Genomic DNA, 25,123 nt, shown 5'->3' on the forward strand with positions numbered 1-25,123 from the left:
TCAGCAGCGATTACTTCAAGCCCTTCCAAGTCCAGTTAGTGATTTCTGGTAAGTCCTTACCTTCATCACGAATGAATTGGTTGTGCTTTGCAACCATGTTGTCCATCTTTTGAACGAAGGCAGCACCCTTTTGTTCGAAGCCAGGGATGTTTTGAATAGCATCCTTAGCAAGGTGGAAGCGGTCAAGTTCGTTCAATACACGCATATCGAATGGAGTGGTGATGTCACCATTTTCTTCGTATGAGTGAATGTGGAGGTTGTGGTTGTGACGGTTGAAGAACAGAGCTTGAATCATGTCACGGAATCCGTGCCATGCAAAGATAACAGGCTTGTCCTTCGTGAAGTATTGGTCAAATTCTTCATCAGTCAGACCTTCAGGGTTCTTGTCGGTACCCATCAACTTCATGATGTCCACAACGTTGATGTAACGAATCTTCAATTCTGGGAAGTTATCGTGCAGAATGTCGATTGCGGCAAGAGCTTCTTCAGTAGGTTCGGTACCAGCTGAAGCAAAGACGACATCTGGTTCTGAACCTTGGTCAGTAGATGCCCAGTCAACGTAGCCCAAACCATTGTTAACAAGGTTAGTAGCTTCATCAATTGAGAACCATTGAAGACGTGGGTGCTTGGAAGTAACGAAGATGTTGATGCATTCACGGTCATTCAAGGCCTTGTTAGAAACAGCCATCAGAGTGTTGGTATCTGCTGGTAAGTATTCCTTAACAAGATCTGGACGTTCCTTTTCAAACATGTGAGTCAACAGACCTGGATCTTGGTGAGTGTAACCGTTGTGGTCTTGTTGGAAGACAGTTGAAGTATCAACGAAGTTCAATGCTGGGTAATCATGACGCCAGTATTGTTCCTTAGCCTTACGTAACCACTTCATGTGTTGAGTAAGCATGGAGTCAACAACACGACCAAAGGCTTCGTAAGTTGCGAAGAATCCATGACGACCAGTCAGAGTGTAACCTTCAAGGAATCCTTCAGCTTGGTGTTCTGACAATTGTGAATCAATCATCCGACCAGCCTTGTTAAGGTTTTCATCGTTTGGTTCATGAATGCCTTCTTCCCATTGACGCTTCTGGTTGTCCAAGAATGCGTACAGACGGTTAGACTTAGATTCATCAGGACCAAAGCCACGGAAGGTGTTAGGGTTCAATTCAGCAACCTTGTTCAGGTACTTACCCCATTCGATCATGTCTTGCTTTACAACAGTACCGTGGTTTTGAACATCAACAGCAAAGTCACGGTAGTCAGGCAATACTAATGGCTTAGGATCGATACCACCGTTAGTGATAGGGTTCATAGCCATCCGGCTGTTACCTTCTGGAGTGTTTTCTTCAACTAAGTCAACTGGGTGACCATTTTCGTCGAATAATTCTTCAGGCTTGTAGGACTTCAGCCAGTTAATAAGCATGTCCTTGTGTTCCATGTCGTCTTGAGCAACAGGAATTGGAATTTGGTGAGCACGGAAGGAGTTTTCAATAGGGTTACCATTGAGATCCTTCTTAGGACCAGTCCAGCCCTTAGGTGCACGAAGCACAATCATTGGCCATTGTGGCATAGAATCATCGTTGTTTTCACGAGCATTCTTTTGAATAGCCTTGATGTCTTCGATAACAGCATCCATGGTCTTAGCCATTTCTTCGTGAACTTGCATGTGGTCTTTGTAACCATCAAATTCACCTTCACGGCCTGGTTCCTTGTATGCAGAAACGAAGTATGGCTTCCAGCCCATTCCTTCGAAGTACTTAGTAAGTTCTTCGTCGCTCATCCGTGAAAGGATAGTTGGGTTAGAAATCTTGAAACCGTTGATTTGAAGGATTGGTAATACAGCACCATCCTTGATTGGGTTGATGAACTTGTCTGAGAACCATGAAGCGCAAAGTGGGCCAGTTTCAGCTTCACCATCACCAATTTCAACAGCAGCAATAACATCTGGGTTATCTAAGATTGCACCAACACCGTGTGAGAGTGAGTAACCAAGTTCCCCACCTTCGTGGATAGAACCTGGAGTTTCTGGTGCCGCGTGTGATGCAGTACCGCCAGGGAATGAGAAGTGCTTGAATAACTTAGCCATTCCCTTTTCATCTTGGGTGAATTCTGGATAAATTTCAGTGTATGAACCATCCAAGTATGAGTTGTTAACCATCACTTGGCCACCGTGACCGGAACCTTCAACATAGAACATGTCAAGGTTGTACTTCTTGATAACACGGTTCAAGTGAGCATAAATAAAGTTTTGAGGAACAATAGTACCCCAGTGACCAATTGGCTTAGGCTTAACGTCTGAAGCCTTTAATGGACGACGTAACAGTGGGTTATGCATTAAGAATAATGTACCAACTGAAAGGTAGTTGGCTGCACGCCAGTAAGCATCAACACTTTCCAAGTATTGCTTGGAGTCGTAATCTACTGCCATTTCTAATAAACACTCCTTCTGAATAAATAAATACGTTCTTGCTTTTATAACAATACGTAAATTACTCAAATTTACAATACTAATGATAACGGATTTAAATCAAAAGTCAACCTTTTTGAAAATTGGTACGACCCAAAATTAAAATCCCGGTCCTTTCGTTTCTTATCCGCTTTCCTAGTCGCAAATTTCAGAATTAATTATATAATAAATGACGTGATTTTTCGCGAATTATTGAAAGAATGTGATGATATGCAGAACCTGGGAAGTGCCAGTTCCGCTGACATTGGTGACTTTGAAAAGCTTTTTGCGGTGACAACCGTGATGATGCAATCCGTAATTAGCTTTCTAATGAGTGATCATTTGCCAGTTGGCCAGCAGTTTTTTCTCGGTGGAATTTATGAAGTTGTAAAGTTTTCAGCCTCCGCATTTATCTTTGGGATCCTTTTCTCAACCATTAGGACACACCCCCACGCGCATCTGAAAGATTATCCGCGTTTTATGGTTAACCGGTGGCATGTCCTGTTCATCCCCTCAATCATGTGGACTACGATCTACTTATTATTGTTGCCACAACTCCAGCAGCATCGTCATTACCACAATATTGCAACATTTTGTTGGCAATTTATTAACGGTAATGCGGCTCCTCACCTGTGGTACAACGTAATGATGCTCCAGTTCATCATCCTCATGCCCTTCTTCTGGGCACTGGCTCGCTGGTGCCATAACCGACCGCATCGAGCAGTTGCCGCCTTCACCATTACCTTATTATTTGAACTGGCCTGGCACTGGCTTTACAAACTAGAAATCTTTCACGGCCCCCAAGCACAAAACTGGTACCTATTTGACCGCGTTTTCCCGAGCTTTATTATCTTCGCAGTTAGTGGAACTTTGTTATGGACATTTCATGGACCGCTTTGTCGGTTTGCAATGCGCCACTGGGGTAGTGCCATTGTTGTTTGGTGCATTTTACTCTATTACGTCACTTTGAACTTCTTTAATTATGGAACGCCCGTTAGTTTGGACAACGCGCCTTACTACCTTCCGTCGATGATTTTCTACAACTTGTCATCCATCATTCTCATTGCCATGATCGCTACTTACATGCAGAAGTTCCGCAACCAATGGCTCCCGTTAGTGCACTGGATTGCCCTGTATGCTCATCGTGCTTACTTGTCACACGTCTTTTGGCTGTACTGGAGTTGGCAATTATTAAATCATTGGTCCCTTTCACTAATGATTAAGTTTCCATTGATGATCGGAATGACCATTTTCCTCGCATTCATGTCTGCTTATGGATTGCACATTTTATGGAGCAGCTGCAAGCAGCTCTTTCACATTCATCACATCGTTAATGGGTAATTTTAAAGGCCGCCTAGTTAGTATTACTAGCTTGGCAGCCTTTTGAATATTAAGATTCTTGATCAAGATTAACGAAGGTACTGTACTTCATGTATTTATAATGCACACGCATGTTGGATACTTCAAACGGTGTCCCATCGTCGAGAAAGAAGACCCCTTCCATGATGCCCACCGGTTCGGTTGGTTTTAGTTTTAATAAACGCTGATCTTCAATCTTGGAGGGCGCAACGCTAATTGACATGAAGGATTTTGTGACCCGTTTGCCCTTAGCGTTCTCAAGATAATTAAAAATAGAACTTTTGACAATTGCTGGTGACAAAGTGGGCGTAATTTTAATTGGAATATAACCAGTTTCAATCATAAACGGCTGGTCATCCACTAATCGCAACCGACGAATTTTGTAAACGAAGTCATTGTCATCCAAGAAAAGATCCTGCTGAAGGTCGGTACTAGCTGGTACCACTTGGTAATCAATCAAGCGAATACCTTGTTTATGGTTACCAAACTTAAAACTATCCGTGACCCCAACGTTACTACCCTCATAGCGAAATAGTGAACGATTCTTAAGATAGAGCGGATTAATAAAGGTCCCTGAGCCACGCTTTTTAAAAATAATTCCTTGCTGCGCGAGAACACCTAACGCCCGTTTAATTGAGCTCCGGCTAACTTGATAGCTAGTACTAAGGCTTCGTTCATCTGGTAACCGCATTCCTTGGTACTCATTTGCCAGAATCTTTTGTTTTATATCACGCATCACAGAGCGGTATACTAAATCTGCCATGTTTTATACTCCCTCTAGTAATTAGTCACTATTAATTCTAGTATTAGTATAACAGACCTATTTTAAATTGGGACCTTTTTCAAAAAAATTGGTTCGTCCCAGAATAAAAAAGGAGCATGTAATAATGAGTAAGAAAAGCAAAAAGGGTAAGTTAAAAAAGACTCAAGTAGAACAAATTCTGGATAAGAATAAAGTGCCATACGAACAAGCACTTTTCCCTACTCACCAAGATGGTGACGTGCAAACAATGAGTGTTGATCATACTGGGATTGATGAACACTATATTTACAAGACCTTAGTACTGTCTGGTAACGTCACTGGTCCATTAGTTGGTGTCGTTCCTGTAGACACTCACTTAGATGAGAAGAAGCTGGCGAAAGTTTCTGGCAACAAGAAAGTTAACATGATTCCATTGAAGAAACTGGTTAAAACCACCGGGTACGTTCATGGGGCCAATACCCCTGTCGGCATTTATGAAAAGCACCAGTTCCCCATTTTCATTTCAGAAACTGCTCACCAACAAGGCAAAATTTATGTTTCTTCTGGCAAAATTGGCCGTTCTGTCAAAATCAATGCTGACGACCTGGCCCAACTAGTTCATGCTAAGTTTGCTGACCTCGAGCAACATGAATAATTACCTCTTTTTTCTGGAACAGGTTGGCGAATATGTCATTCTAATTCCAGCTTTACTTGGCACATGTTTATCGTTAACGGGGCGCCAAGCTAAGCTAAGAGTTGTCGAACTGTGGGGTCCCCGGCTACAAGCGCTAATTGGTGGAATTGGTGTGATCATTCATGAACTGAGTCACCTAATCGTTGCCCTCATCTTTGGCCACCATATCAATCATGTCACCCTTCTTCATATTCCGAATCCGCGTGACCCCAGTGATACTGGTCTAGGAGTCGTCAATCATGCCTGGAATAACCACAACTGGTACCAAAAAATGGGTAACTTTTTTATCGGCATTGCCCCTTTATTGGGATGCACATTGGTCCTCTGGGTAATTACCAACTGGTTGTGTCCTTTTCTGCTAGTCGATCTAGCTTTACCAACATATGGATCTGCTCCTGTAAGTTGGTGGCGATTATTATTATGGTTATTTCTTACTTTTAACATCAGCGTTGGGGGATTTGACCTCAGTGGCGCCGACTTTCATAATTCACTGATGGGCGTCGGAACGTTGATTATCGTAATTTTATTTATAACTTTGGCGCTAGCTATTACCATGAATCCACAGTCATTTCACACCCAATTAATAGCAACTATGAAGACCGTCTACCTGATTATGGCTTTTTCGTTAGCTTGTAATTTAGGGTGGATTGGGTTGTTGGCAATAGTGAAGCACTACCGTTAATTATTCATTGATCGTCTAATTAAACAAGTTTAAACTATAAATGTAACAATAATGTTTAATGTTAAATGAAAGGTTCTGAATTTCATGAAGAAAAATCTATCAGCCTGCACCACGGTTTTGGTTGGTAAAGAAGCAACCATTGATGGCTCAACCATGGCTGCCCGAAACGATGATACTTTTGGGCCCCTGAACCCAACTCGTTTTGTAACTTATCCGGCTTATCATAACCACCCTAACCAGGTAAAGGCATACCTCAACAAGTGTGTCGTTGATCGGCCAGCTGATGGTTATCGTTACCAAGGCACGCCGAATGTCAATTACAAGACCGAAGGAACCTTCGACGAAAGTGGTTTCAACGAAAAGAACGTCGGGATGAGTGCCACCGAAAGTGTTTACGCTAACGAACGGGTTTTAGCCTGTGATCCCTTAAACACGGAAACTGGCATTAATGAAGACCTAATCGTGGCTGCTACCCTGCCATTCATCGACAGTGCCCGCGATGGGGTTCGTTACTTAGGCTCATTAATTACCAAGTACGGTTCCGCTGAAGGTAATGGGGTGATCTTCTCAGATAAGAATGATGTCTGGTACATGGAAATCGTTACTGGTCACCACTGGGTTGCTGAACGGATCCCTGATGATGCTTACGCTGTCACCGGTAACCGGGTTGCTATCCAACAAGTTGACTTTGACGACCCCGACAACTTTATGTGGTCAGATGGTATTCAAGACTTTGTCACCAAAAATAATCTGAACCCAGACAAGCATGGCTGGGATTTCCGTCACATTTTTGGGACGGCGGACGTCTTTGACCAGCACTACAACACCCCACGGCAATGGTATGGTCACAAGTTGATGAACCCAAGTATTGAAATGGATCCACTAGACTTCGATTTGCCATTTATTATGCGGACAAATAAAAAGATTACCCTGGTTGATGTCCAAAAGATTTTGAGTAGTCACTATCAAGGTACCCCTTATGATCCGCTGGGCCATGATGGTGATGAACAAACCCGTCACCTCTTCCGACCAATTTCTCTGAACCGGACGCAGAACTCCCACGTTCTTCAGGTCCGTCCAGACTTACCAGAAGCTGCTTCAACCATTATGTGGATGAGCTGGGGAGTGCCAACCTTCACTCCATACGTACCATTCTTCGGTAATGCCGATGATGTCGATGTTAGTTATCGGGAAACACCTAAGGAATTGAACATGGACCTGAAGAGTGCCTACTGGATGTACCGCGCACTCTCAATGATCGTTGAATCCCACCATGCGGAATTTGCCCAGGATGACCTCAACTATCTGAAAGACTCTCGGGAATACTTCTACCGGTGGGTAAATGAAGTAGCTCCGAAAGTTGACGGCATGAACGATAAAGATGCCTGCGCATACTTAAGTGATCAAACTCACCAAATGGTGGCTGAAATGGCCAAACGGACCAAGAAGTTGATGAGTCAATTAATTATGAAGGGGCTCAGCCTCTCTAAGCTAACCTTTATTATGGATAAGAATTTATAATTACCGTTTGATTTTAAGATCCCAGTCAGCGCTTTCATTCTAGTGTTGACTGGGATCTTTTTCGTTTGTAACAAAATAGCAAACAGTATATTTTCTAAAAATTCCTTAAGTCCTTGTCTTTACGGAACTTGACTCTTTTCAGCGTGATAATTAGCTTGGTATAATCTTCTTACCTAAAATTCAGTATCAAAGGAGGCTGCTATGTTAAAAGAATTTAAGAACTTTATTGCTCGCGGTAATGTGATTGATCTTGCCGTTGGGATCATTGTCGGGAGTGCTTTCACTGCAATTGTTAAGGCGCTGGTTAATGACCTGCTAAACCCTTTTATTGGATTGTTTCTCGGTAAAATTAACCTCTCCAATATCGTCTGGACAATTGGTGACGCTCAATTCAAGGTTGGTTCATTTCTTAATGCCGTCATCAACTTTTTGATCATTTCATTTGTAGTTTTCTTATTAGTAAAAGCGATTAACAGTTTCCACCATAAACAAGAACAGCCCCAACCAGAAGAACCCAGCAAAGAAGAAAAATACCTGGCAGAAATTGTTCAGTTACTAAAAAATAACGAAAAATAAAAGTGGCCCAACGCAAAACTGCGTTGTGAAGTGAACCCCATAAGTTGGACACTTTAATTAGGCCACTTTTCCTAAGGCAAGATTTCGATATTCAATCGGAGTCTTGCCTTTTAATTTATGCTTGATTCTTTCCTGATTGTAGTAGCTTATCCACTCCTTCATTGCTTTAATTAACTCTCGCTTAGTTTTATAGTGTTGCTCGTAATATAGTTCCACTTTCATCGTGTGGAAGAAACTTTCCATTGGCGCGTTATCTAGACAGGTTGCTCGCCGTGACATGCTTTGAAAAATGTGATGTTTTTTCAACGTGTGGCACCATATAGAGGTTTGATACTGAATCCCTTGATCACTATGAACGGTCATGCGGTAGTTAAGTGCCGGGCGCTGCTTAATTAACTCCGTTAATGGCTTCATCACAAAGTCAGTGGTAGGGTGCTCACTGATATTAAAGCTAACAATTTCGTCGGTACAAAGATCCTTAATCGGTGACAGATAAACTCGTTCATTTTGGCCCATATTACCGTATCGAAACTCACTCACATCAGTTACCATCTTTTGGTATGGCCGATCAGTCTTAAAGTGACGATGTAATCGATTCTTAGTCTTCTTACCTTGGGGGCCAATTGATGAATCATATTTCCGTGTTTGTCGGTTGTACATTCGTGATAACAGCCCATGTTCACGCATTAACCGATTAACTTGCTTGTGATTAACTTTAATTCCACGGCGGTGTAGTTCATCGGTCACGGTCCGATAACCATAACCAGGATTATGTTGTTTAATCTCTTTAATGGTTTGGAGTAACGCCTGGTTATCTTTAGCTTCATGGCGATGCGCTTGATAATAAAACGTACTTCGCTTGATGGTGGTATATGGTAATATCTCCGTTAAGCTAAATCCAAATTCGTGCCTTAGTTCTTGGATGATTCGGTATTCTTCTTTGACTGTCCGCGGCGTTGAACTAAGGCCTTGAGTTTTTTTTAATATTCATTCTCAACTTTCAATGCCCGATTTTCCGCTTTTAAACGTTGTAACTCTGATAATTGCTTACTAGCTTGTCGATTATGGTTAGTATTCATATGTCTTGCCCGTCCTCTTCTGGTAAACAAGGCCTGAGTGCCACCTTGATCGAACTTCTTTTGCCAGTTAGCTATTGTTCCGGTATTACTAATGTCAAAATGAAGCGCTGCTTGGGAGTACGAAGCCTTGTGTTGTTTTTTCCAGTTTAAGACACTTAGTTTAAATTCACCAGAGTAATCATATTTGGGCTGACGAAGCTCGAGACCTTTAGCCCCATATTTACGGTAACGAGCTATCCACATTCGAACATTATCATCATTCTTTATCCCCAATTGCCGTGCCACCGTGGTTGAACCTACACCCGCTAAATATAGTTGGACAGCTTTCAACTTGGTATCAAAATTAAATTTAGTCATAGTAAAACCCCCATAGTTGGATTATTTGTCCAACTATGGGGGTTCACTTCAGTTGAACCACTTTTCAATTTCATGCCAACCAGAAACAAGCAACAAGTAAAAATATTGCACCGACAATTGTCCCGAGCAGGATATACAGTCGTTCACGACCAATCGCATGACCATAACGATAATCATTATCATAATAATGCATGGCCCCCATTGCTAGTTGGCTTACTCCCTGGAGTAGCCAAGATGTAACAAAGGCACCGCTGATCAAGTCAGGTTTACTGTCCATTAATCGAAAGATTATCGTATCCAAGCCAAAGAAGAGGACTGTCACACTGGCAATGAGGTTAATGCCAACAATGCATTGGTAAATGCCGCTGCGTTGCACAAAGCCTGTCGAAAAAATCAATGGTAAGTGAATAAGTTCTGCCCACAAGCCGACAACAATCACAGCAGCAACAATGAATGCCATTAGCCAGCGACTACCACCTTGAATTACTAATAGTGGATAACATAATAGTCCCTGACAAAAAAGGTTAATTGTCCCGAGCCAAATCATAAACTCCTGCTTAGGTGGAAATGGAATGTAACGGGAAGTGACCGCAAAAAAGTTGCCCACCAAGCCCTTTGTTCCTGCTAATAAAATAAAGATGAGGTTCCACACTGTAACCGTGGTCGGTAAAAGAACCACTGACGGATGGCTCCATGATAGAACTAACAAACAGATAATGATTAAGGCCTGAAAAATGGACAAGCCGCGGTACAATGAAGTCCTCACAATTGCGGGATTTTGTTGGTAGGTAAGGATCAGGTTATATACGTCAGCGATCAGGATTACGCCTGAGAAGATTAAAACTGATTCAACCATTTGACTACCAACATGGACCGGTCCATTGACTATCTGGTAGATCGTCATTAAATTCAACCACCCCACTATCCAGGTCAATGCCAGAACTGGTTCAATAATAAGTGGTTGCCATTTCATTAGCTGTTTCATGTGGAACATCCATCCTTTCTGCTAGTAATTATGATACTCCTTCCTGACCCGCTGTTCATTCCATAATCTGCTAAAATGGGAGTAGTTATATATTGAGAGGACTGACTTTCATGATTATGCCAATGCTAGGACTAAAGGGAAGTAGCGCTCGCCAACAAATCGACGACCGTTTGCAATACCATCCCCAGGTTTATGAATTTTATACTAACGCGGCCGACTTTACACCAGATGGAATTGCCCACTTAGATAATGCGGTCCAGTACGTACAGTCTAAGGGAATTAAACATATTGTTATTCATCATCCAATGGTCTATAAGCAATGGCATTCTGAAGTAGTAGCGCCAGAAAGTTCCTACCCTGACTTATATCGTTTTATTGAAGAAAGCACCGCCGCACTGCTAAAAATTGCGGATCGACGGAACATTCAGATCTTGGTTCACGGTGGCTACTCTGGTGATGAAGTGGAAGAAATGATCGCCCACTACTCAAGCCTCCACGATGCCCGGCAAGCTGTATACAAGCGGCTCGACCGTTTTGCCAAAGAAGGTGGCAACCATATTATGTTTGAAAATTCTATTGCTAGGGTCTTTGCATACGGCGATCCTGAGCAAGAAGATGAGATCTTAAGTCATCATTACCGGCTAGCTTTTGATACTTCCCATTGCTTCATCGAAATGCATGGAGATAACCAGGCTTTGCAAAAGTCACTGGAGCATCTCAAGTCGTCAGTTGTCCACTACCATCTTGTCGATTCAATGGGCTTAACTCACGATAGTCTCCAATTAGGCACTGGTAAGATCGACTGGGCATCTGTCCTAAAGCGGCTTAATCCAGATGCCACCAGCATTTATGAAATTAACTTACATGACCAAGAAAACTGTAAAGAACAGGTTGCTTCTCACCGTTACTTGACCGCTATCGCCAAACAAATCCAACAAGGAGACTAACTTTTGAAAATTAAAATTCGTCAACGACACTGGTCTTTAGCCATTGTTGCCTTTCTACTTTATCTTCTAATTCATTATTGGCCGGTAATTGCTAAACTGTTTCACTCGGTCTTCTCAGCTGCTGTGCCGTTATTAATCGGTTGTGTTATTGCTTATATTGTTAATTTGCTACTCAAGCAGTACGAGCATGGTTATACAAAAATATTCAAAGGCCACCGTCGGGCACAAAAATTTAAGCGTCCAGTCGCAATTGTTCTGGCGTACCTTTCAATTATTATCATTATTGCCGTTGTATTGGCAATCGTTGTCCCACAGCTAATTTCTTGTATTAAATTATTACTAGCTAATCATAGTCGGGTTATTAATAAGTTCATTACTGCAATCCAACAAAACAGTGACTTGAACGCTATCTTTGGTAATTTCCACCCGAGCCAGATTAAGTGGAACCAAATCGGTAAATACATTGCCACTGGCTTTGGGGGTACTCTCAAGATGGTTGCTTCTACCGCATCGTCGGTCGCCTCAGTCCTGGCAACAACGGTGATCGCAATCTTCTTCTCCATTTATCTTTTAATCTATAAGGAGAAATTAGGTCGCCAATGCACCCGGGTACTCAAGACTTACTTACCAAAGTTTTATGACAAGACAATGTATGTTATCCGGACATTTGATGACAGCTACAGCAGTTACATTGTTGGTCAATGCAAAGATGCCTGTTTGCTAGGGATCGCTTGTTTTATTGGAATGGCCGTCCTCCGTTTACCATATGCTTCCATGATTGGGGCGGTAACGGCAATTACGGCTTTGATTCCGATCATCGGGGCTATTCTGGGTGCCAGTGTTGGGGTCGTCATTATTTTTGCGATCTCGCCCATCAAAGCTGGTATTTTCCTAATTTTCATTATTTTGCTCCAACAATTAGATAATCGGGTTACCTACCCGCTCGTTGTTGGTAAATCAATTGGCCTCCCCAGCGTCTGGGTATTTGCCGCAGTTATTATCGGCGGTGGCATTTATGGAATTCTGGGAATGATGTTTACTGTCCCCTTGTTTGCAGCAATTTATAAATTGATTGCCAATGACGTTGATCGTCGTCAAACTGCATAAAGCAAAAATCCTCCTCACGGTTTCACCGCGGGGAGGATTAGTATTTGAAACTTAGTTCTTAGGAACAACGGCATCAGGGTTGTCCTTGGTTAAATGGAAGACTTGACTAGGCTTAACACCAAAGTACTTAGTGATTAGCTTACTTAGTTCTTCCATTGCTTCGTTCGCACGCTTAGTTTGTTCCTCATTAACGGATTCAATGACTGCCACAACATTCTTGGAATCAGGAGTTAACATTGTCCGTTGACCATCACGCCAGTTTAAGCAACGACAAACAGCGCCCTTTTCATCATAGTAACAAACTTCGCCTGGCAAAGTTGGCTCATCTTCATCAGCGCCGACAGGTTGGAAAGCTTGACCACCGTCAACTTGTCCGAGATGCATGTCACCAACAATGTGATCACGGTCTTCCATTCCAACAGGAACACCGTAAGACAAAGAAATACTGTTGTAAACATCAACGAGGGGATCAATTGGTTCAAATTTCCGTCCCTGGTTAGCACGCTTCAAAAGAGCTTCCACTGATGAACGAGCGCCCTTCTTCTTCTTGAATTGTTGGTATGCCTTCCGCCATTGATCAATGACTGGGTTCAAACGGAAAGTTTCATTTGTTAAGAACTTATCAGCTTCCTTAGTGGCTTCACTCAGCAATTTCTTCCGTTCAGCTAAATTCTTTTCACTGTCATGATTATCAATACCATCAACATACAAAATGTTAACTTGAGCATCAGGGAAGAGTTCCCAAAAACTATCATCAACTGTTACCTTATTCATGTTAGTCACTCCTTTTTATTAGCTAATCTAAATAATTACAAAATGCAAAACTCAGTACTGGCGCTTGCCACCATGCTTTACAAAGTTCCAATCATGGTCAATGTTGTGGCGAATCCGCACCAGGTAGTCATGAACTTGCTGGGCCTCCTGTTCGCTGAAGCCTTGAAGCGCCACGTCATTGGAATGGCTATTCTCCCGAATAATGAAAGGGTAGATCTGCTTACCCTTTTCTGTGACGTACAAGTGCTTAATTTTCTTGTTGGTAGGATCACTCCGTCGTTCAATGAATCCCTTTTGTTCTAGTTTTTTGACTGCCCGAGCGATTGTTGTCCGATCCACCTTAATTAGTCCTGATAATTGTTCTGAGATAATTCCCGGATTTTCGTAGATGCGGACTACGTACAAGTACTGGCCCCGAGCAAGGTCAATTTGCTTAAACTCAATATTGGACATTGAATCGAGCGCCCGTTCGATCATCCCAACTTCGCGTAAAATATCGACCATTGCTTATCTCCTTATCCAACATTGTACTCATTTTTGTTGCATTTGCAATAAAAACAATAAATAAAAATTAGGAAAATCCCAATTATTAATTTTAAGGCTTAACCGTCGTTTCTTCTTGGTTCAAAGCTGCTAATAGGTGGCGGGCCTTTAGACTGGCGACCACTGTTTCCACCGCCAGTTGCATTAACCGATCCTTATTAGGATCAATTTCATCATTGTCCGGTAACGGTTGACCACTTAATGCAGCGTTCATAATTTCTACGAAACGGTCATATGCTGCTTGTGGATAGAAGTTAGCTGTGATTTGGGCAATGCTAGATCGAATCTTTTCAATGGAGAAATTACGCTTCAGCAACCCGATGAGCAATAAGTCCACGATTTGATTGACTGCGTATTTCTTCTTAATTGGTGCCTGAATGACCTTCTTTTTGACATAGTTATTGATCATTGATTTTGTGAGTGGCTCTATTCCTAAGTTAGCTAATTGCTCGTTGACCACAGCTGCTACTTGATCCACGTATAAACCGAGGGTCGGTAATTCTTGCCATTTAGGAAGCTGAACACGGGCAATGTTCTTTTCCCATTGCTGAAAATCCGTTAATTGTGTCATGGGCAACCTCCTTACTCGTCTGTCACACCAATTGATTGGTTACGGTACCGGTCGGTGGTCAGTGCTGTTTTTAATACTTGGGCCACCTGATTAATCCCTACTTGGGAACCAGTCAACGAGTGTTCTTCCGGGACAACGATACTCGTGGTGTCCTGATTGGTTAGTGGTACCGCTCGTACAATGGTATACGGTAATTCTAATTCATCAATCATCTTGACAGCATATTGATGGGCCATCACCCATGACCGCCCTTTGCTGCCAAACCACTTAACAATTTGTTGATCATCGGCATCATCAGCCGTGCCTGGGATGGACAGCATCACAATCTTTGTCGGTGGAAAAATATTATGATCGACCATCGTTACCAGATCCTGAACTTCGTCATCCACGGGCTCATTTGGTAACGGCAGCCAGCAGAGGGCATCCCCTGCTTTAAGGGTTTGCTTAAAGTTTGTTGCAACGACAGCATCGTCAACGACCTTCATTATTTCAGCTGCTAAGCGATCCTGACGGTGTTCAACAATAACTACTCTTCCCATAGCTGCCTCCTTTCCCCTGGTTAGTCGCCTGCTAATTTACCAGGTTCTCAATTCATCCTCAACTGTAGCGTCTTCAATCCGAACATCAGTGATTGTACTTTGTTCCAATAGTGGTAAGAGAGCTTGGATATTACCAGTGAACAAGAATCGCGTTTCGCTTGGTGCTTCTTCTAGCATATGGGCACCTAATTTAACGGCGGTTTCAACTGGGAAGCCGGTCCCCATAACCGTAACTACACAATCCACGTCATTTGCCATTTCAACGTTCCGGCTTGAAGTCAGATGGCTTCCTTCAAAGTAATAAATAACTTTTGAATAACGCATGAGGGTAGATACATCATTACTAGAGAAAATTATTAAAGAATTAGTTTTTTGACAGTAATCATTGACTAAGTTGGCCATGGTCGTCCGGGCATCTTCACTCAAACCGTCATAAGCGTTTTCTAATAAGACAATTGGCCGGCACCATGCTAATAAGATAACAATTCGTAATTTTTGCTGGTCATCAGAACTTAGCTCGTTAATCGTCTTGCCAGGAACAATACTCAACGATTCAAGCATTTCCAAGGTTTGATCAACTGTCAATACATTTTCTTTACGATGCAAAGCGTTTCAAACAGCCTTTAAGACTGTTTTCCCTTTTAACTCAACATCAGAAAAATGAGCCACTAAATGATTGCCGCGCCGGCGGTTAATATTGCTTACTGGTTCACCATTAACTTCAGCAGTACCCTTCTCGATAACTCCCCGGTTATCAAATAATTGTTTTAAAGCGTCTGTTGCACCATTATCATTGCTACAAATGGCCACAACTTGTGGTGAAGTTAATTCTAGCGACACATCTTCAAGTTGATCACCTGATTTGGCATCAAAAGTCAAGTCATTTAATACGATACTACTCACACTAAGTCCTCCCGTTAACGGTAAATATCATCTCTTTAATTTTATCATTGTCTAGCATAAATTCACCACTAATCGCTTAAAAAGTACTAGGAAAGCTTTTTTTACTTTCATTTATCGACTTATTCATCTAGAATAAGAATGATAATTATTACGAATAGATATAGAAAGAGGATTACTTATGACAGCAATGAATATTATTTATATTTCGATTGAAGGGAATACCCGCTCCTTCCTGACACGAATGACCGCATATGCCAAGCAGCAGCATAGCTTTAATCCCGCCAATCTGGAATTAAATTTGAAAGAAGTTTCCGACCAAACTGAACCGGCAGAAGAAAAGGAACCATTTTTTGTCTTCGTACCAACATACCTTGACGGTGGTGATGGCGTCACTTCCGGATTCACTGAAGTAATGACCAACTCACTTGGCGAATACGTTGCATATGGCCACAATGCTGACCAATGTATTGGAATTGTCGGTTCAGGCAACCGTAACTTCAATGAACAATATTGTTTAACGGCACGTAAGTATGCTAAGCAATTCAATGCCCCATTCCTGGCTGATTATGAACTCCGGGGCACTTCCCAAGATATTCAAGTTATTTACAAGAAGTTAATGGAACGATGGAATGAAGTTCAAGCAAAATAATTTAAGATGCAAAAAGGGCAGGGCGAATAATAATCGCCCTGCCCTTTTTTGTACTCTGTATTAATCTTCTAAACTGCCAGTTACAATAATCCAAGTAATTCCATACTTATCAATCACCTGGCCCATTTGGCCACCATTCTGGGGACCAAATGGAATCGTGACGCGCTGTTCATCTGATGAAGACAACAACTTAAATAACTCTTTAGCTTCACCCTCATCATCATAAAAATCGAGCATAATCGAGATCAATGATGATGCCTGAGGACTAGCCATTGTAGCATCGGCACAAATCAATTTTTGGCCAGCAATTGAAAACGCACCCCGAAAAATGGTGTTGGCCAGGTTATCAAGGTTCAAGCCGAGGTCTTCAGCTTGTTGCTGACTCAAAGGTTGATGATAAAGAATCGTAGCACCAAAGTTTTGGACATAATAATCCATTGCCTCTTTGGCATTTTCAAATGTTAAATACGGGTATATCTGTGCCGCCATTATTTTCCTCCGAAAAGAATTTCAAAGTAATTATATGGTTGATTTTTATTTCCGTCAAACGAGGGCCTTAACCAACTGACCTTATCATTCTCAAGATCGTTTTAAAATGCTATACTAGTTCTACCAAACAAATGTTCGATAGGCGATTAAAATGATCTTACAATCTATTTCCAATCAGCAAGCTAATTTCATGGCAACACATTTTTTTAAGTATGATTATCACGACCGCGGAATGCTAAAGTGGCAAGGCTTCTTCCTATCAGATCACCAGGCAGCTCTCCATCGGCGTAATAATCATCACCAGATACCAATCTACCCACAAGAATCCCTTACTACCATTTCCACAAAACTATTCGATTATTGGCAAAGCAAACAGACGGTTGTCCTTCAAATGGATACTTTGGACCTCGACCAGCACCCGCTTTCTTATTCGGGAATAATTTGTGGTTTTACTGGTTCCCAAATTTGGTTAGACCAGGGGCGAAAAATGTTAACACAGTTAGAAATCACTGATATTCGGGCTGTTGTTGAAAAAAGTTTTGATCTAGACCATTAATCTTTTTTTCGCGATAATGGTTAGTAATACCGATTTTATGTGAACTGGTCCATTCCACAGTCACCGCCACCATTAGGAAAACGTTTACCTTTTTTAATGCATAAAAGTCTTTGAAAGTATATAATTATAACGTTAGAAATTTTTCTGAATACTCAGAGGGAGTGAACATTTTGGCTACAGAAAATAAGGCTTTAATTACTTTATTCGGTGCAACTGGTGACTTAGCTAAACGGAAGTTATACACTTCATTATTCAAACTTTACCAAAAGGGTTACTTAGCTGATCACTTTGCACTGTTAGGTACTTCACGTCACGAATTAAGTGATGATGAATTTGAAAAGATGGTGCTTGATTCCATCAAAGATATTCCTGCCAAGGATGGCGAAGCAGAAGCATTTGCAAAACACTTCTTCTACTGCGCACATGATGTTACTAAGCCAGAACACTACGTTAAGTTAAAGGACCGGCTGGCTGAACTCGACAAGCAATTTGGTACGGAAGGCAACCGGCTCTTCTACATGTCAATGGCTCCACAATTCTTTGGTACCATTGCTATCAACTTGAAGAAGCAAGGCTTAATTACTGATAAGGGTTACAACCGTCTGGTTATCGAAAAGCCATTTGGTCGTGACTTCGATTCTGCTAAGAAGCTGAATGATGAATTATCACAAACCTTCGAAGAAAACCAAATTTTCCGGATTGACCACTACCTGGGTAAGGAAATGGTTCAAAACATCCAAGCATTACGGTTTGGTAACCCAATCATCGAAGCTCTCTGGAACAACCGTTACATTGACAACATCCAAGTTACCTTGAGTGAAAAGCTTGGTGTCGAAGAACGTGCCGGCTACTATGACAAGTCTGGTGCCCTTCGTGATATGCTTCAAAACCACATTATGCAAGTGGTTGCTCAATTAGCAATGGAAGAACCTGTTGCCTTCACTGATGACGATGTTCGTGTTGAAAAGATCAAGGCACTACGGAGCTTACGGGTTTACACCCCTTCAGAAGCTGCTGCTAACTTTGTTCGTGGCCAATACGATGCTGGTAACGGTACTAACGCTTACCGGAACGAAGATGGTGTTGACCCTGAATCAGGTACTGAAACCTTCGTTGCTGCTAAGTTAATGTTTGATAACTATCGTTGGTCCGGTGTGCCATTCTACGTTCGGACTGGTAAGAAGTTAGCTGACAAGTTCACCCGGATCGATGTTGTCTTCAAGAAGCCACTCATCGATATCTTCGCTAACCCAGATGCCAAGAACCAAAACTTGGCTTCTAACGTTTTGACGATTTATGTTGAACCTAAGTCTGGCTTTGCCCTTCAATTGAACGCTAAGCACGTTGGTCAAGGTTACACGACTGAACCAGTTGACTTACAGTTCTTACAAAGTGACTCCGCTAAGAAGGAATCACCAGAACCATACGAACGTCTTTTCCACGATGCTCTAGAAGGCAACCATACCAACTTTGCTTCATGGGCTGAAATTGCTTATGCATGGAAGTTCGTTGATGTTATCCGGAACCTTTGGGACATTGAAAAGCCATCATTCCCTAACTACGTACCAGGCTCCATGGGCCCAGCTGCTGCTGACGAATTATTAGCTCGTGACGGTCGTAAATGGGTCTACCGTTTGAACCGGTAATTTGAATAACTGCTAAATTTACAAGGTGATTCATCAAATTTTGGTGAATCGCCTTTTTTGTTTGCACTTCAATAAGAGAGTGTTATATAATAGATATTGTGAAATGAAACACAAAATAAGGAGTGTGTATAATGTCTGATCAAAAAGCACAAATTGGTGTTGTTGGTTTAGCTGTTATGGGTAAGAATCTGGCCTTAAACATTGAAAGCCGTGGCTTTACGGTTGGAGTTTATAACCGTCACCGTAACCGGACCGATGAAATGATGAAGGACCACAGTGACAAGAAGTTAGTGCCTTCTTACACAATCGAAGACTTCGTCAAATCACTGGAAAAGCCTCGGCGTATCTTAATGATGGTTAAGGCAGGAAAGCCAACCGATGCGGTTATCGATGAACTTTTACCACTATTAGACAAGGGTGATGTCCTGATCGATGGTGGTAACACTAACTTCCACGACACGATGGCACGGAATGCTAAGTTGGATAAGTCCGGCATTAACTTTATTGGTATGGGGGTTTCCGGTGGTGAACTAGGTGCCCTGCACGGTCCATCCTTGATGCCTGGTGGTCAAAAAGAAGCTTATGACTTAGTTGCTCCGATCCTGACTCAGATTGCTGCAAAAGCTGAAGAAGATGGCAAACCTTGCGTTGCCTACATTGGCCCTAATGGTGCCGGTCACTATGTCAAGATGGTCCACAACGGGATTGAATACGGTGACGAAGAGTTAATCGACGAAAGTTACAACATCATGCGGAACGTTTTGAAGATGCCAGTTGATGACATTGCAAAGACCTTTGCTGATTGGAACAAGGGTGAATTAAGCTCATACTTGGTTGACATTACCGCTGATATTCTGACCCGGAAAGATGACTTAGGCGATGACAAGAATAAGCCAATCGTTGACATGATTCTTGACCGTGGTGCCAACAAGGGTACTGGTAAATGGAGTTCCGAAACTGCCCTGGATGGTGGTGCTCCACAATCCGTAATTACGGAAGCTGTTTATGCTCGTTATATCTCAATGATGAAGCAAGAACGTGTTCAGGCAAGCAAGGAACTTCCTGAAGATACCGAAGCTGTATCAATTGACAACAAGGCCGAATTGATTGAAAAGATTCGTCAAGCCCTCTACTTTGGTAAGGTAATGAGTTACGCTCAAGGATTCGAACAAATGCGGATCGACTCTGAACGTTATGATTGGAACCTTCAGTATGGTGAATTAGCGCAGATTTGGCGTGCCGGCTGTATTATTCGGGCCCAATTCTTACAAAACATTACTGATGCCTTTAAGAAGAACCCTGACTTGAAGAACCTGCTCTTTGATGACTACTTCAAGGACGTTGCCAAGAAGTACCAAAAGGCTATTCGTGATGTTGTTGCCTTATCCGTTAAGGCCGGTGTACCGGTTCCAGCATTTAGTGCTGCTATTAGCTACTATGACTCATTCCGTTCTGAAGTATTGCCTGCTAACTTGCTGCAAGCACAACGGGACTACTTCGGTGCCCACACCTACGAACGGACTGACCGTCCAGGTAACTACCACTACAGCTGGTACGAAGAACAATAATTAATAATCCAACATCCTCTTTCCAAGTTAAATTAGGCCCTGCTGAAGACGTTTGAATGGCGTTTTCAGCAGGGCTTTCTTATAATCATCACTATATTCCAATCAAGAGAAGGTTCGTTTATGGTAACAATCGCAATTTCTAGTGATAATCACTTGGACGTTAACCGAGTCGACATTCCGTCGATAATGGCTGAACAGTCACAATGGCTATTAGAACACCATATTGACTACTACTTTCATGGTGGTGACCTTTTCAATAACTTTACCAGAACCCGTCGTTATTTTGCTAGCTTACAGTCGGAACTGGGCAATGCCTGTCGGGTCTTCTACATTGCTGGCAATCATGACATGGTTGCTAATGCCCCATTTAACGTCGTTGAACACCTTGACGATCCGCGATACCTTCATAACCGATTCGTTGACTTAGGTAGTAGCGGTTATCGAATGGTCGGTAATAATGGCTGGTATGATTACTCCTTCTCTCAATTCCGCAATGACCCGCAAGCAGTGGCAGACTGGAAACGTGTGTACTGGATTGACAGTCTTATTAAGCAGCCAATGACTGACCAGGAACGAATGCAACTGGTCTTAAGACAAGTAAAGGTGCAGTTAAGGCTTGCCCGCCGGGATCACAAAAAGGTCTTCTTGCTGACCCACTTTGCACCCCATCACCAGTTATTAGCACCGAAACCAACACAAGTCATAACAAAACGTCAAAATCGTTTTTACCAGATGATCAATGCGATGATGGGCAGTGACGAACTCGGTCAGCTCTTGGAAAGTGACCCTGACGTGGCAGGGGTATTTTATGGACACCTTCATAGAATTCACCCCACTCAAACCATTAACCACGTTCGCTACTATCACCAAGCAGTTGGCGTCAAAAATAAGCGCCACAATGAATGGCAAGCTGCCACTTTCATTGACCAGTGGAAAACGACCATACGCACAATTACCCTACCATAATTAACAAATTCACATAATTTTGTCGTGAAAACACAAACCGCATGAGATCGCCGTTCGCGGCCTTTTTATTTCTTAAGATTAATTTAATTCGTAAAATTTTACTAAAACATTGTTGACATTTTTTATGTAAGCGCTTAACATCATAACCGAATACTTATTCAAAGTAGCTAAAGAAAAGAGGAGTCAATAATGGATAGTCACAAGAGCGATGAACATGTTGGCCGTGCTCGTTTCGCCTACTCGATGGGTGCTTTCGGACACGATGCCTTCTATGCCTTACTCTCTACTTACTTTATTATGTACGTTACCAGTCACCTGTTTAACTCTGGTAACAAAGCATTTGATGATCACATGGTTTTGATTGTTACGACGATCATCGCCGTTCTTCGTATTATTGAATTGTTAATCGACCCAATGATTGGGAACGCCATTGACCGGACTAACACACGTTGGGGTAAATTCAAGCCATGGGTTGTCGGCGGTGGAATTATTTCAGCCGTTATTTTGGCAGCACTGTTTACGCCACTAGGTGGTCTGAGTGTTTCCAGTCCTTACCTGTACTTGGTTCTGTTTGCCGTTTTGTACATTGTGATGGATATCTTCTATTCATTCAATGATGTTGGTTTCTGGTCCATGTTACCAGCACTGTCTTTCAACTCACACGAACGTGATAAAATTGCTACGTTTGCCCGGGTTGGTTCAACTGTTGGTGCTCAGATCGTTACCTTGGTTATCATGCCAATGGTTCTGTTCTTCTCCGTTAAGCAAAACGGTGGTACCGGTGATGACCGTGGTTGGTTCATCTTCGCTGCCATTGTCGCTGCTGTTGCTGCCATCACCGCAATTGGTGTTGGTCTTGGTACTAATGAAAAGAAGTCACTCCTTCGTGAAAACAAGGAACAAACGAAGCTGAAAGATGTCTTCAAGATTTTGATTAAGAACGACCAATTGTTCTCAATCGCTATGTCTTATTTGTTCTACACCACTGGTATTACCATGGTGAACTCAATGGAAACCTATTACTTTACCTACATTCTGGGTAATTCCAAGGCACTGTCTATTCTTGGTGGTTTGAACACGATTGTCGGTGTCATCTCTGTTTTAACGTTCCCACTGTTTACTAGTAAGATCAGTCGGCGGAAGCTCTTCTATGGTTCAATTGCCGTCTTGGCACTAGGCCTAATTGTCTTTGCTTTTGCTGGCCAATCATTAGCCCTCGTGCTTGTGGGTGCTGAATTATTCTTCATTCCACAACCACTGGTATTCTTAGTTGTTTTGATGACCATTACCGACTCGGTTGAATATGGTCAGTTGAAGTTAGGACACCGTGATGAATCATTAACGTTGTCCGTTCGTCCACTGCTTGATAAGTTCGCTGGTGCCGTTTCTGGTTGGATTATCGGCCCAACGGCCATCGCTGCCGGAATGACGGCTGGCGCCACTGCATCAACTGTTTCCGCTACTGGTGTTATGAAGTTCAAGTTAGTGATGTTCTTAGCTCCTGCTATTCTCTTAGTTATCTCCGTTTTAATCTTCAACCGGAAAGTTAAGTTGGATGAAAAGATGCACGCCAAGATCGTTGCCGAATTGGAACAAACTTGGGGTAAGCAATTTAATAAGACTGCCGACGACAATGAAGGTGCTAAAGAAGCTACACCTACTAAACCTGGTGTAACTGAAATTCCTGCACCAGTTGCTGGTACGGTTGTTGATCTTAAGAACGTTAGTGACCCAGCATTCGCCAATGGTAACATGGGTCAAGGATTTGCAATCAAGCCATCTGATGGTAAGGTCTATGCCCCATTCAGTGGTACTGTTCGGGCAACCTTCTCAACGCGGCACGCTGTTGGGTTAGTGTCTGACACCGGTGTTGCCCTGCTGATCCACATTGGGATCGACACTGTTAAGTTACACGGTACCGGTTTTGTAACTTACTTCAACAAGGGTCAACACGTGGAAAAGGGCCAAGAATTAATGGAATTCTGGGACCCAACGATTAAGAAGGCTGGCCTTGATGATACTGTTATTGTTACCGTTACTAACAGTGAAGAGTTTGACTTTAAGCAATTAATTACTGCTGATCAAACTGTCACTGCTAAGGATAATGTAATGGAAGTTACCAAGAAGGATACTGAAAAGTAATTCTTAACCATTAATACATTCTTTCTCTTACAGAAACAGGATGTGACGATCATTGTTGCATCCTGTTTTTGCGTACAAAAAAGCGAGTAGAAACTACAACCAGCTTCTACTCGCTTACATTATTAATATCTATATAATTATTTAACTTGATCAACGGCCGTCCGAACAACCAGTACATCAACAGGAGCATTCCGCTTAACGTATGAAGTAACTGATCCCATAATGGCCCGTTGCATCCGTGACAAACCACTAGCACCCATGATGATCATGTCGTTCTTGTGGTCACGAGGGAAGTCAAATGAAATAATGGTCTTTGGATTCCCCAGACGAATGTGGATATCAACGTTGTCAAAGCCTTGCTTATCCTTAACATCCTTTAACAGGTCATCCAGGTATTGCTTCGACTTATCAACTAATTGGTAAGCAATGCTGCCATCAGACATACCAGCAAAGTTATAAGCCATTGCTCGTGTATCGATCACATTTAACAGGTCGATATGAGCATCGTTCCGCTTAGCAACTGCAATGGCACGGCCTAATGCTAATTCAGCTTCCTTGGAACCATCAACTGGCACTAGGATGTTTTCGTATTCTTGATTCATAATAGAGCCTCCATTCGGACATCTAATCCATTTAGTATTATTATAACATTTGTTGAGATATCGATAAGCACTATTTTCACAATCTTGTCAGCAACTCATTTTCTAAAAGGATTTGACTTGTTTTACCATATCGCTTACAATCATCAATAAATAAGATTAAGATTTCATTAGGATATTTTAACTATTTTTAAATCAGACCAGAATTCAGGTGATCACTATTAGTATGGACAAAATCGATCGTAAAATTGTCAACATCCTTCAAACAAACGCCCGTGCTTCCTTGAAGGAGCTTTCGAAGGAATGTTTCATTTCCTCACCAGCAATTGCTGCCCGGATCAATAAATTGGAACGAGCAGGAATTATTAAGAACTATCAGGCAAGCATTGACCTTGAAAAAATTAATTTTCATGTCAAAGCGTTTGTTCAAGTCCAACTTGAACCACGTCAAAAGCCTGAATTCTATCCGTATGTTCAAGCCATTCCGAACGTGATTGAATGTAACTGTGTGACTGGGGACTTCTCCGAAGTAATGGAGGTCGTCTTCCCTTCCACTGCGGATTTGGACGAGTTTATTAACCAAATTCAACAACGGTTTGGAAAAACCAGTACGCAGATTGTTTTCTCGACGAGCGTTGAACATCGCGGAGTACAGCTTAAAACACCAGAGGATAATGAATAACCAAAAA

General features: G+C 42.2%; 27 protein-coding genes. 14 read left to right on the top strand and 13 right to left on the bottom strand.

Translation table 11 applies throughout. The features are described from left to right. Positions 1–10 precede the first annotated feature (10 nt). Positions 11–2,422 (bottom strand): phosphoketolase family protein, encoded by a 2,412-nt coding sequence (locus tag FD27_RS03270; protein ID WP_057749467.1) that lies wholly within the window; start codon positions 2,420–2,422, stop codon positions 11–13. 231 nt (positions 2,423–2,653) lie between these two features. On the opposite strand from FD27_RS03270, the gene FD27_RS03275 reads away from it, so the two are divergent. Further along, the gene (locus FD27_RS03275) at positions 2,654–3,781 is read left to right on the top strand and encodes an acyltransferase (RefSeq protein WP_235803004.1); all 1,128 of its coding nucleotides are present in this window, start codon (positions 2,654–2,656) and stop codon (positions 3,779–3,781) included. Positions 3,782–3,830: 49 nt separating this feature from the next. Here the strand turns inward: FD27_RS03275 and FD27_RS03280 are convergent, their stop codons facing one another. Further along, positions 3,831–4,562, bottom strand: a complete 732-nt coding sequence (locus FD27_RS03280; protein ID WP_057749473.1) for a GntR family transcriptional regulator — start codon at positions 4,560–4,562, stop codon at positions 3,831–3,833. Positions 4,563–4,686: 124 nt separating this feature from the next. On the opposite strand from FD27_RS03280, the gene ybaK reads away from it, so the two are divergent. The 4 genes from ybaK to mscL all read left to right on the top strand — a co-directional run bounded on the left by ybaK (position 4,687) and on the right by mscL (position 8,014). Continuing rightward, complete coding sequence (ybaK, locus tag FD27_RS03285; protein ID WP_057749476.1) at positions 4,687–5,196, top strand: Cys-tRNA(Pro) deacylase; 510 nt, start codon at positions 4,687–4,689, stop codon at positions 5,194–5,196. Then, on the top strand, positions 5,189–5,917 hold the full coding sequence (locus FD27_RS03290; protein WP_057749478.1) for a hypothetical protein: 729 nt from the start codon (positions 5,189–5,191) through the stop codon (positions 5,915–5,917). Before ybaK ends, FD27_RS03290 begins: the two co-directional genes overlap by 8 nt. An 84-nt stretch (positions 5,918–6,001) precedes the next feature. Next, a complete protein-coding gene (locus FD27_RS03295) occupies positions 6,002–7,438 on the top strand; it encodes a C69 family dipeptidase (protein WP_057749481.1) in 1,437 nt (478 codons plus the stop codon). Between the two features lie 201 nt (positions 7,439–7,639). Then, the gene (mscL, locus tag FD27_RS03300) at positions 7,640–8,014 is read left to right on the top strand and encodes a large-conductance mechanosensitive channel protein MscL (protein WP_057749484.1); all 375 of its coding nucleotides are present in this window, start codon (positions 7,640–7,642) and stop codon (positions 8,012–8,014) included. 57 nt (positions 8,015–8,071) lie between these two features. Here mscL and FD27_RS03305 read toward each other — a convergent pair whose 3' ends face one another. The 3 genes from FD27_RS03305 to FD27_RS03315 all read right to left on the bottom strand — a co-directional run bounded on the left by FD27_RS03305 (position 8,072) and on the right by FD27_RS03315 (position 10,435). Further along, entirely contained in the window at positions 8,072–9,001 is a 930-nt protein-coding gene (locus FD27_RS03305; RefSeq protein ID WP_151495806.1) for an IS3 family transposase, read from the bottom strand. Then, on the bottom strand, positions 8,995–9,450 hold the full coding sequence (locus FD27_RS03310) for a helix-turn-helix domain-containing protein (protein WP_057749489.1): 456 nt from the start codon (positions 9,448–9,450) through the stop codon (positions 8,995–8,997). The genes FD27_RS03305 and FD27_RS03310 overlap by 7 nt, the downstream gene beginning before the upstream one ends. Before the next feature lie 70 nt (positions 9,451–9,520). After that, positions 9,521–10,435 (bottom strand): hypothetical protein, encoded by a 915-nt coding sequence (locus FD27_RS03315; protein ID WP_057749492.1) that lies wholly within the window; start codon positions 10,433–10,435, stop codon positions 9,521–9,523. Between the two features lie 110 nt (positions 10,436–10,545). Here FD27_RS03315 and FD27_RS03320 point away from each other — a divergent pair, with 110 nt between their 5' ends. Together FD27_RS03320 and FD27_RS03325 are read left to right on the top strand one after the other, a co-directional pair. Next, positions 10,546–11,382 carry a TIM barrel protein gene (locus tag FD27_RS03320; protein ID WP_057749495.1) on the top strand — a complete coding sequence of 279 codons (837 nt, stop codon included), beginning with the start codon at positions 10,546–10,548 and terminating at the stop codon, positions 11,380–11,382. Positions 11,383–11,385: 3 nt separating this feature from the next. Then, positions 11,386–12,489, top strand: coding sequence for an AI-2E family transporter (locus tag FD27_RS03325; RefSeq protein ID WP_057749498.1), 1,104 nt, complete (start codon positions 11,386–11,388; stop codon positions 12,487–12,489). Between the two features lie 51 nt (positions 12,490–12,540). On the opposite strand, the gene FD27_RS03330 is transcribed toward FD27_RS03325, so the two are convergent. The 6 genes from FD27_RS03330 to FD27_RS08900 all read right to left on the bottom strand — a co-directional run bounded on the left by FD27_RS03330 (position 12,541) and on the right by FD27_RS08900 (position 15,819). Further along, positions 12,541–13,263 carry a B3/B4 domain-containing protein gene (locus tag FD27_RS03330; protein WP_057749501.1) on the bottom strand — a complete coding sequence of 241 codons (723 nt, stop codon included), beginning with the start codon at positions 13,261–13,263 and terminating at the stop codon, positions 12,541–12,543. Between the two features lie 51 nt (positions 13,264–13,314). Then, positions 13,315–13,767, bottom strand: coding sequence for a MarR family winged helix-turn-helix transcriptional regulator (locus FD27_RS03335; protein WP_057749506.1), 453 nt, complete (start codon positions 13,765–13,767; stop codon positions 13,315–13,317). A 91-nt stretch (positions 13,768–13,858) separates the two neighbouring features. Then, positions 13,859–14,377 (bottom strand): DUF1836 domain-containing protein, encoded by a 519-nt coding sequence (locus tag FD27_RS03340; protein WP_057749509.1) that lies wholly within the window; start codon positions 14,375–14,377, stop codon positions 13,859–13,861. An 11-nt stretch (positions 14,378–14,388) separates the two neighbouring features. Further along, complete coding sequence (locus FD27_RS03345) at positions 14,389–14,916, bottom strand: NAD(P)H-binding protein (protein WP_057749512.1); 528 nt, start codon at positions 14,914–14,916, stop codon at positions 14,389–14,391. A 36-nt stretch (positions 14,917–14,952) separates the two neighbouring features. After that, positions 14,953–15,501 (bottom strand): P-loop NTPase family protein, encoded by a 549-nt coding sequence (locus FD27_RS08895; protein ID WP_235803005.1) that lies wholly within the window; start codon positions 15,499–15,501, stop codon positions 14,953–14,955. 27 nt (positions 15,502–15,528) lie between these two features. Then, on the bottom strand, positions 15,529–15,819 hold the full coding sequence (locus FD27_RS08900; RefSeq protein ID WP_235803006.1) for a hypothetical protein: 291 nt from the start codon (positions 15,817–15,819) through the stop codon (positions 15,529–15,531). Between the two features lie 178 nt (positions 15,820–15,997). Between FD27_RS08900 and nrdI the strand changes: the two genes are divergently transcribed. Then, positions 15,998–16,468 (top strand): class Ib ribonucleoside-diphosphate reductase assembly flavoprotein NrdI, encoded by a 471-nt coding sequence (gene nrdI / locus FD27_RS03355; RefSeq protein WP_057749515.1) that lies wholly within the window; start codon positions 15,998–16,000, stop codon positions 16,466–16,468. A 60-nt stretch (positions 16,469–16,528) separates the two neighbouring features. On the opposite strand, the gene FD27_RS03360 is transcribed toward nrdI, so the two are convergent. Then, a complete protein-coding gene (locus FD27_RS03360) occupies positions 16,529–16,957 on the bottom strand; it encodes a VOC family protein (protein WP_057749518.1) in 429 nt (142 codons plus the stop codon). Positions 16,958–17,147: 190 nt separating this feature from the next. On the opposite strand from FD27_RS03360, the gene FD27_RS03365 reads away from it, so the two are divergent. The 5 genes from FD27_RS03365 to FD27_RS03385 all read left to right on the top strand — a co-directional run bounded on the left by FD27_RS03365 (position 17,148) and on the right by FD27_RS03385 (position 23,835). Beyond that, positions 17,148–17,513: a hypothetical protein gene (locus tag FD27_RS03365; protein ID WP_151495807.1), complete on the top strand. Its 366-nt coding sequence runs from the start codon at positions 17,148–17,150 to the stop codon at positions 17,511–17,513. A gap of 170 nt (positions 17,514–17,683) precedes the next feature. After that, the gene (gene zwf / locus FD27_RS03370; RefSeq protein WP_057749524.1) at positions 17,684–19,159 is read left to right on the top strand and encodes a glucose-6-phosphate dehydrogenase; all 1,476 of its coding nucleotides are present in this window, start codon (positions 17,684–17,686) and stop codon (positions 19,157–19,159) included. Positions 19,160–19,290: 131 nt separating this feature from the next. Further along, complete coding sequence (gene gndA / locus FD27_RS03375) at positions 19,291–20,727, top strand: NADP-dependent phosphogluconate dehydrogenase (protein ID WP_057749530.1); 1,437 nt, start codon at positions 19,291–19,293, stop codon at positions 20,725–20,727. A 120-nt stretch (positions 20,728–20,847) separates the two neighbouring features. Then, the gene (locus FD27_RS03380) at positions 20,848–21,693 is read left to right on the top strand and encodes a metallophosphoesterase (protein ID WP_057749533.1); all 846 of its coding nucleotides are present in this window, start codon (positions 20,848–20,850) and stop codon (positions 21,691–21,693) included. 189 nt (positions 21,694–21,882) lie between these two features. Further along, positions 21,883–23,835, top strand: coding sequence for a sugar MFS transporter (locus FD27_RS03385; protein WP_057749535.1), 1,953 nt, complete (start codon positions 21,883–21,885; stop codon positions 23,833–23,835). 137 nt (positions 23,836–23,972) lie between these two features. Here the strand turns inward: FD27_RS03385 and FD27_RS03390 are convergent, their stop codons facing one another. Further along, positions 23,973–24,437, bottom strand: a complete 465-nt coding sequence (locus tag FD27_RS03390) for a universal stress protein (protein ID WP_057749537.1) — start codon at positions 24,435–24,437, stop codon at positions 23,973–23,975. Positions 24,438–24,660: 223 nt separating this feature from the next. On the opposite strand from FD27_RS03390, the gene FD27_RS03395 reads away from it, so the two are divergent. Further along, on the top strand, positions 24,661–25,116 hold the full coding sequence (locus FD27_RS03395) for an Lrp/AsnC family transcriptional regulator (RefSeq protein WP_057749540.1): 456 nt from the start codon (positions 24,661–24,663) through the stop codon (positions 25,114–25,116). The last annotated feature ends 7 nt before the right edge of the window (positions 25,117–25,123 follow it).

The organism is Limosilactobacillus frumenti DSM 13145, assembly GCF_001436045.1.
Taxonomy (GTDB): Bacteria; Bacillota; Bacilli; order Lactobacillales; family Lactobacillaceae; genus Limosilactobacillus; species Limosilactobacillus frumenti.